5 protein-coding genes and 1 rRNA gene are annotated in these 6,808 nt (G+C 72.0%); all 6 read right to left on the reverse strand.

Features of this window, described 5'->3' with window-relative positions; all coding sequences use genetic code 11:
* Positions 1-52: 52 nt before the first annotated feature.
* Complete coding sequence (gene pstS, locus ACFRMQ_RS36235) at positions 53-1,189, reverse strand: phosphate ABC transporter substrate-binding protein PstS (protein WP_380735086.1); 1,137 nt, start codon at positions 1,187-1,189, stop codon at positions 53-55.
* 245 nt (positions 1,190-1,434) lie between these two features.
* Positions 1,435-1,926 (reverse strand): NUDIX hydrolase, encoded by a 492-nt coding sequence (locus ACFRMQ_RS36240; RefSeq protein ID WP_380735087.1) that lies wholly within the window; start codon positions 1,924-1,926, stop codon positions 1,435-1,437.
* 1 nt (position 1,927) lies between these two features.
* On the reverse strand, positions 1,928-3,016 hold the full coding sequence (locus ACFRMQ_RS36245) for a CHAD domain-containing protein (RefSeq protein ID WP_380735088.1): 1,089 nt from the start codon (positions 3,014-3,016) through the stop codon (positions 1,928-1,930).
* A 106-nt stretch (positions 3,017-3,122) separates the two neighbouring features.
* Positions 3,123-5,300, reverse strand: a complete 2,178-nt coding sequence (locus ACFRMQ_RS36250; protein WP_380735091.1) for an RNA degradosome polyphosphate kinase — start codon at positions 5,298-5,300, stop codon at positions 3,123-3,125.
* Positions 5,301-5,651: 351 nt separating this feature from the next.
* Positions 5,652-6,644 (reverse strand): mycothiol synthase, encoded by a 993-nt coding sequence (gene mshD / locus ACFRMQ_RS36255; protein WP_380735090.1) that lies wholly within the window; start codon positions 6,642-6,644, stop codon positions 5,652-5,654.
* A gap of 81 nt (positions 6,645-6,725) precedes the next feature.
* A 5S ribosomal RNA gene (gene rrf / locus ACFRMQ_RS36260) occupies positions 6,726-6,808 on the reverse strand; the annotation flags it as partial.

Below are 6,808 nucleotides of genomic sequence, written 5' to 3' on the forward strand. Positions count from 1 at the left end.
GGCCCCGGCCCCCCTCGCTCACGGGGCCGCCCCACCGGGGGTCCTGGTCGGGTCAGGCGAGGGCGGCGATGGCGCCGTTGACCTTCTCGGTCAGGCTCTTCGGCAGCGGGACGTAGCCCTTCTCACCGACGGCCTGCTGGCCCGCGTCGCTGGCGGTGTAGGTCAGGAAGGACTTCAGGGTCTCGAGGGTGTCGGCCTTGTTGCCCTTGTCGCAGACGATCTCGTAGGTGACCAGGACCAGCGGGTACGAGCCCTCGTCCTTGGTCGCGTAGTCGAGCTTCAGCGCCAGGTCGCTGCCGGTGCCGGTGATCTGCGCCTTGGCGAAGGTGTTGGCGGCGTTGGCGGCGGTGGCCTCGACGGGCTTGGCGGCACCGGTGTTGATCGCGGCGCTCTTCAGGTTGTTGCTCTGGGCGAAGGCCAGCTCGGTGTAGCTGATCGAGTTCTTGACCTGCTTCACCTGGGCCGCGACACCGGCGTTGCCGTTGGCCGACTGGCCGTTCTTGCCGGCCCAGGCCTTGGCGGCCGGGTAGGACCAGGCACCGCCGCTGGTGGCGGCGAAGTACTTGGTCAGGTTCTCGGTGGTGCCGGAGTCGTCCGAGCGGTGGAAGGTCTGGATCTCCGCGTCCGGCAGCTTGGCGCCCGGGTTCAGGGCGGCGATCGCCGGGTCGTTCCACTTGGTGATCTGCGCGTCGAAGATCTTGGCGGCGGTCGGGCCGTCCAGGATCAGGTTGTCGACACCGTCGACGTTGTAGACCAGCGAGATCAGGCCGCCGACCATCGGCAGGTCGATGCCCTGGCCGCCGGTGCAGACCGCCTTGGAGGCGTCGACCTCGGCCGGCTTCAGGGCCGAGTCGGAGCCGGCGAACTGGACCTTGCCCTGGTTGAACTGCTGGATGCCGGCACCGGAGCCGCCACCCTGGTAGTTGATCGTGGAGCCGGAGCACGCGGCGGCGAAGCTGGTCTTCCAGACGTCCATCGCCGCGGTCTGCGCGGTCGATCCGGCGGCGATCAGCGAACCGGCCTTGCCACAGTTGATCGCGGAGGCGGGGGCGGCCGAGCCGCTGTTGCCGCCGGTCGCGGTCGTGTTGTTGTTGTTGTCCGACCCGCAGGCGGCCAGCGACAGCGAGCTGACGAGCGCCATGGCACCGATCGCGAGGGCCTTGGAGCGGCCGTTCCGCTGGAGCTTCACAGGGGATTCCCTTTCTGTGGCATTGCCCTGCGCAGGCCGTACGCATATACGGCCCCAGCACGGGTTTTGCTGTGGTCCGGGGCCCGTTCGGCCCTCCGGTGGTCCCGAAGTTAGGCCGGGTAAGTGACACGACAGCCGGTCACAAGTGAACGGGGAGTGAACCTCGAACGGATGACAGGAAACTACGTCAGGTAGTAACGGTTGCGTCACGCCGAGGGCGCGGGGAGATCACTTCCACCGTTCCTTCACGACGCCGCACCGGCCACCCGCGTCGGCTTCGCTCCCAGGACCGCCAGCAGGGCGTCCACCAGCAGCCGGTCGTGGTCGTATGTGAGCCGTGCCCGGGCCTTCCCGGCCGGCAGCCACTCCAGCCGGTCCACCTCCCGGTTGGGCCGGAAGGACCCGCCGGATGGCACCGCCGCCCAGTAGCGGACCTCCTTCGGCCGGCCCTGCACCTGGTAGTGCTGGGCGGGCAGCTCCGGGCCCAGCAGACAGCGGAACCCGGTCTCTTCCCGGACCTCGCGCAGCGCAGCCTCGACCACGCCCTCGCCGGGTTCGAGCTTGCCCTTGGGCAGGCTCCAGTCGTCGTACTTGGGCCGGTGGATCACCGCGATCCGCGGCCGACCCAGCCGGCCGCTCCTCTTCAGCCGGCCCGGCAGCCACAGCACCGCGCCCGCCGCCAGGACCACCGGGGAGTGCCCCGCCGCGGCCCGGCCGGTGCGCGGTCGCTCGCCCAACTCAGACCGCCCCGGGTGCGGCGGAGTGCGCCCAGGCCTCGGGCGGGAGGAACTCCAGCCGGCCGTCCGGGCCGGCCGGCAGATCGGGCCAGCGGCGGCCGATGGCGTACCGCGCCGACTCCACCTCCAGCCGCTGGTCGGCGTGCACCACGCCCAGCACGTACGCGGTCGCCGGGGTGATCCGCGGGGTGCGGGCCGCGGTGGCGGCGGTGGTCGCGGCGTCCGCGGCCTCCTGCTGCCGGGCCAGCACCGCGTCCAGGTCGTCCAGCTCGGAGGACGGGCGGCCGCACACCTCCAGCGCGTACCGGGCCCGCTTCACCAGGATCCGCAACCGGGCCCAGGGCGCGTCGTCGGCCGCCAGCGCGGTGTCCGCGTCCGTCGCACCGCGGGACGCCGGCACCGTGCCCAGCCGGCGCAGCCCGTCCCCGCCGTACGGCGTCGCGGCCCGCTGCAGCGGCAGCTGCTGGGCGCCCGCGGCCAGCGCGGCGAACGCGGCGGCGGCCTGCGGCAGCAGCACCGCGGGGGCCCGACCGCCGGCCGACTCCAGCAGCGGTGCCTCGCCCACCAGCAGGGTCATCCGGTCCGCCAGCGCGTGCAGCCGGGCCGACCGGAGTTCCTGGAGCACCGTGGAGTGCGCCCTGGTCCGGGCCAGCGTCAGCTGCCGGTCCAGCAGCGCCCGCGCCTTGGGCGCGCCCGCGTGGCCGGCCAGCATGCCCGTCCCCTCCGGGTCGGTGCCGCTCAGCGAGTCCAGCGCGCCCAGCAGCCGGGCCGAGCGCCGGACGTAACCGGGCTCCAGCGCCAGCAGGTTGAGCAGCCACCGCAGCTCGGTGCGCGACTCCTGCGCCCAGGCCTGCTCGAAGACCGAGCCGAAGGTGTGCAGCAGCCCGCCGATCCGCCGGACGGACCGCAGCAGGTCCGCGGTGCCCGCCGACGGGACCAGCGAGGCCGTTCCCGGTCTGGCGCCGACCTCGCCCACCGCCAGCGGCAGGGCGCGCAGGAAGGCGCCGGCCTGGGCGGTGAGGTGGCGGGCAAGGATGTCCCCGGCGGTGGCTGTGGAGGCCGCCTGGGCCGTCGTCGGCGCTTCGGTCATGGCGTGGTAGATCCCCGTTCCCCCGGGGCGGTCCCCCGGGGCTGGTGGCCGACCGCCGGAACGGGTGTCCCCTGTCCGTTCCGGCGGCTTCGCATCAGTGCACGTGTCAGCGCGAGGCGGCTGCTCGGCGGCGCTGGCGCGAGTCGATCAGCAGGTCCTGGACGTGTCGCAGTGCCCGGCCCTCGGCGTCCTGCGAGCGGCGGGCCCAGGTGCCGTCCGCCCCGAGGTGCCAGGACTCGGTCTCGTCCGACACCCCGAGGTCGATCAGCCCGGACAGCTCGGCCCGGTGCGCCGGATCGGTGATCCGCAGCAGCGCCTCGATCCGGCGGTCCAGATTGCGGTGCATCATGTCGGCGCTGCCGATCCAGACCTCCGGATCGCCGTTGTTGCCGAACACGAAGACCCGGGAGTGCTCCAGGAAGCGGCCCAGGATGCTGCGGACCCGGATGTTCTCGCTCAGCCCCGGCACACCCGGGCGGATCGCGCAGATCCCGCGCACCCAGACGTCCACCGGCACCCCGGCCTGGGAGGCACGGTACAGCGCGTCGATCACGGCCTCGTCGACGATCGAGTTGACCTTGAGCTTCACGTAAGCCGGGCGGCCCGCCTTGTGGTGGGCGATCTCGTTGTGGATCCGCGAGACCAGCCCGTCCCGCAGGCCGCGCGGGGCGGTCAGCAGGCGGCGGTAGGACTCGCGGCGCGAGTAGCCGGAGAGCCGGTTGAACAGGTCCGAGAGGTCCGCGCCGACCTGCGGGTCGGCGGTGAGCAGACCGAGGTCCTCGTACAGCCGGGCCGTCTTCGGGTGGTAGTTGCCGGTGCCGACGTGCGAGTAACGGCGCAGGGTGTCACCCTCCTGCCGGACCACCAGCGAGAGCTTGCAGTGCGTCTTCAGCCCGACCAGGCCGTACACCACGTGACAGCCGGCCTCCTCCAGTTTGCGGGCCCACTTGATGTTGGCCTGCTCGTCGAAGCGCGCCTTGATCTCGACCAGCACCAGCACCTGCTTGCCGGACTCCGCCGCGTCGATCAGCGCGTCCACGATCGGCGAGTCACCGGAGGTGCGGTACAGGGTCTGCTTGATCGCCAGCACGTCCGGGTCACCGGCCGCCTGCTCCAGGAAGGCCTGCACCGAGGTGGAGAAGCTGTCGTACGGGTGGTGCAGCAGGACGTCCCGCTCGCGCATCGCGGCGAAGATGTCCGGCTGGGAGGCCGACTCGACGTCGGTCAGCCCGCGGGCCGTGCCGGCCACGAACTTCGGGTACCTCAGCTCCGGGCGGTCCAGCTCGGCGATCCCGAACAGTCCGGTCAGGTCCAGCGGCCCGGGCAGCGGGAAGACCTCCGCCTCGGTGATGTTCAGCTCCCGCACCAGCAGGTCCAGGATGTAGGGGTCGATCGACTCCTCGACCTCCAGCCGGACCGGCGGGCCGAAGCGCCGCCGCATCAGCTCCTTCTCCAGGGCCTTGAGGATGTTCTCGGTGTCGTCCTCCTCCACCTCGAGGTCCTCGTTGCGGGTGACGCGGAAGGCGTGGTGGGCCAGCACCTCCATCCCCGGGAAGAGCTCCTCCAGGTGCGCGCCCATGACGTCCTCCAGCGGGACGTACCGCTGGGGCGAGGCCTCCAGGAAACGGGCCAGCGACTGCGGCACCTTGACGCGGGCGAAGTGCTTGTGGCCGGAGACCGGGTTGCGCACCACGACGGCCAGGTTCAGCGAGAGTCCCGATATGTACGGGAAGGGGTGCGCCGGGTCGACGGCCAGCGGCGTCAGGACCGGGAAGATCTTCTGCCGGAACAGCGTGTGCAGCCGGGCCTGCTCCTTCTCGGCCAGCTCCGGCCAGCGGACCACCTCGATGCCCTCGGCGGCGAGGTCCGGCAGCACCTCCTGCTGGAAGGCGGCGGCGTGCCGGGCCATCAGCTCGCGCGAGCGGGTCCAGATCAGGTCCAGCACCTCGCGCGGCTGGAGGCCGGACGCGCTGCGCTGGGCGACGCCGGTGGCGATCCGGCGTTTGAGACCGGCCACCCGGACCATGAAGAACTCGTCCAGGTTGCTGGCGAAGATCGCCAGGAACTTCGCCCGCTCCAACAGCGGGATGCCCGGGTCCTCGGCCAGTTCCAGGACCCGTTCGTTGAACGCGAGCCAACTTCGCTCGCGGTCCAGGAAGCGGCCTTGCGGCAGTGCTTCGAACTCGTCCTCGTCCGTGGCCGGCAGCTCCGGCGGCACACCCAGCGCACCGGACATCCGGGCGGTCGGCGACAGCGGGGCAGAGACGGGGCGGGGGATGCTCATGGGCTCCAGCTCCTCCAGCAGCAGGACGGCGTCCGGAAGCGAATGGCTCTGCGGGCCGTCACCCTCGCCCCGGGCCGGGCCCGGGGACAGCACCCAACCTCCGGGCGCGGTCCGTACAGGACCGGCCGGTGCTTGGCGGTCGACTCTGCACGAGCGAGACACTACGGACTTCATCCTGTGATCTTCGCGGCAGCAATTGAATCCACGGTAAACACCGCATGGCCAGGAGGAAAGCTGAGTCGGTCGGAGCAAGGGGCGGGCGCCGTCCGGAGCGCCTCCGGAAGGGCCGGAGGACCCGGACGCTCCCGGAACCCGTGGGCTCGGGGAGGGCCCGGGGACCCTCGGCAGCGGCTAGGCCGGCCGGTTCGCCCGGTACGGGGCTCGGTACATGAGGTCCACCTCGTGAACCGTGAACCCCAGTCGTTCGTACACCCGCACGGCTGCCGGGTTGTCGGCGTCGACGTAGAGGAGGACGGTTTCCAGGCCCCGCTCGCCGGAACCGGTGCCGGTCAGATGGCGCAGACCCGCCGCGGTCAGCGCGCGGCCGAGGCCGCTGCCCTGCTCGGCCGGGTCCACGCCCACCACGTACACCTCGCCGAGCTCGGGCTCGGTGGCGGTGGCCGGGTGCACCTTGGTCCAGTGGAAGCCGACCACCTTGCCGCCGCGGGTGGCGAGGAAGAAGCCGGCCGGGTCGAACCAGGACTCGGCGATCCGCTCGGCCAGGTCCTGTTCGGTCCAGGCGCCCTGCTCCGGGTGGTGGGCGAAGGCCAGGGCGTTCAGCCGCAGCCACTCGGCGTCGTCCTCCCCCGGGCGGAAGGTGCGGAGCTCGATGCCCTCGGGGACGGCCACCTCCTCGGTCTGCCGGCCGGTGCGGCGCATCTGCCGCAGCTCCCGGACCAGCTCGGCGCCGTAGGCCTCGGCCAGGTGCCGGGCCGCCGGGTGGCCGCCGTGCACCCAGAAGTCCACCGCATCGCGCCCCGCCTGGTGGGCCTGCGCCAGGACGGCGTCCACCAGCGGGCGGGCCAGGCCGCGCCCGCGGGCCGCCGGATCGACCACCAGCTCGGCGGCGGGGTTGGCGGCCGGGCTCTCCGGCACGTCGAGCTGGCCGTAGCCGAGGACCGTTCCGGCGTCGGCCCCGGTTCCGGCCCCGGTTCCGACCTCGGTCTCGATGAGGTGGATGACGCCCTGGCGCGGAGTCTCCGTGTTCCGCAGCCGGAGCCGGCCCTGCTCGGACACGGCAGCCCGGCCGTCCACCGTCTGGGCCTCCGCCAGAACACGCAGGGCGCCGTCACGCTGCTCGGGCCGGAGCACATCGTTCGCAATGACCGCTGTCTGATCGTCCATGCCCCGACGATACGTCCATACGTTCCCGGAAATGCGAAGAACCCCTGATCCGAGTGGATCAGGGGTTCATTCACAATAATTGTTCGGCGGCGTCCTACTCTCCCACAGGGTCCCCCCTGCAGTACCATCGGCGCTATGAGGCTTAGCTTCCGGGTTCGGAATGT

It is taken from the genome of Kitasatospora sp. NPDC056783 (genome assembly GCF_042789895.1).
In the GTDB taxonomy this organism is placed as follows: domain Bacteria; phylum Actinomycetota; class Actinomycetes; order Streptomycetales; family Streptomycetaceae; genus Kitasatospora.

Bases quoted from the DNA above. Each gene is read 5' to 3' on its own strand.
- ACFRMQ_RS36245 (WP_380735088.1), bottom strand. From the start codon at position 3,016: ATGACCGAAGCGCCGACGACGGCCCAGGCGGCCTCCACAGCCACCGCC.
- ACFRMQ_RS36250 (WP_380735091.1), bottom strand. From the start codon at position 5,300: ATGAGCATCCCCCGCCCCGTCTCTGCCCCGCTGTCGCCGACCGCCCGG.
- mshD (WP_380735090.1), bottom strand. From the start codon at position 6,644: ATGGACGATCAGACAGCGGTCATTGCGAACGATGTGCTCCGGCCCGAG.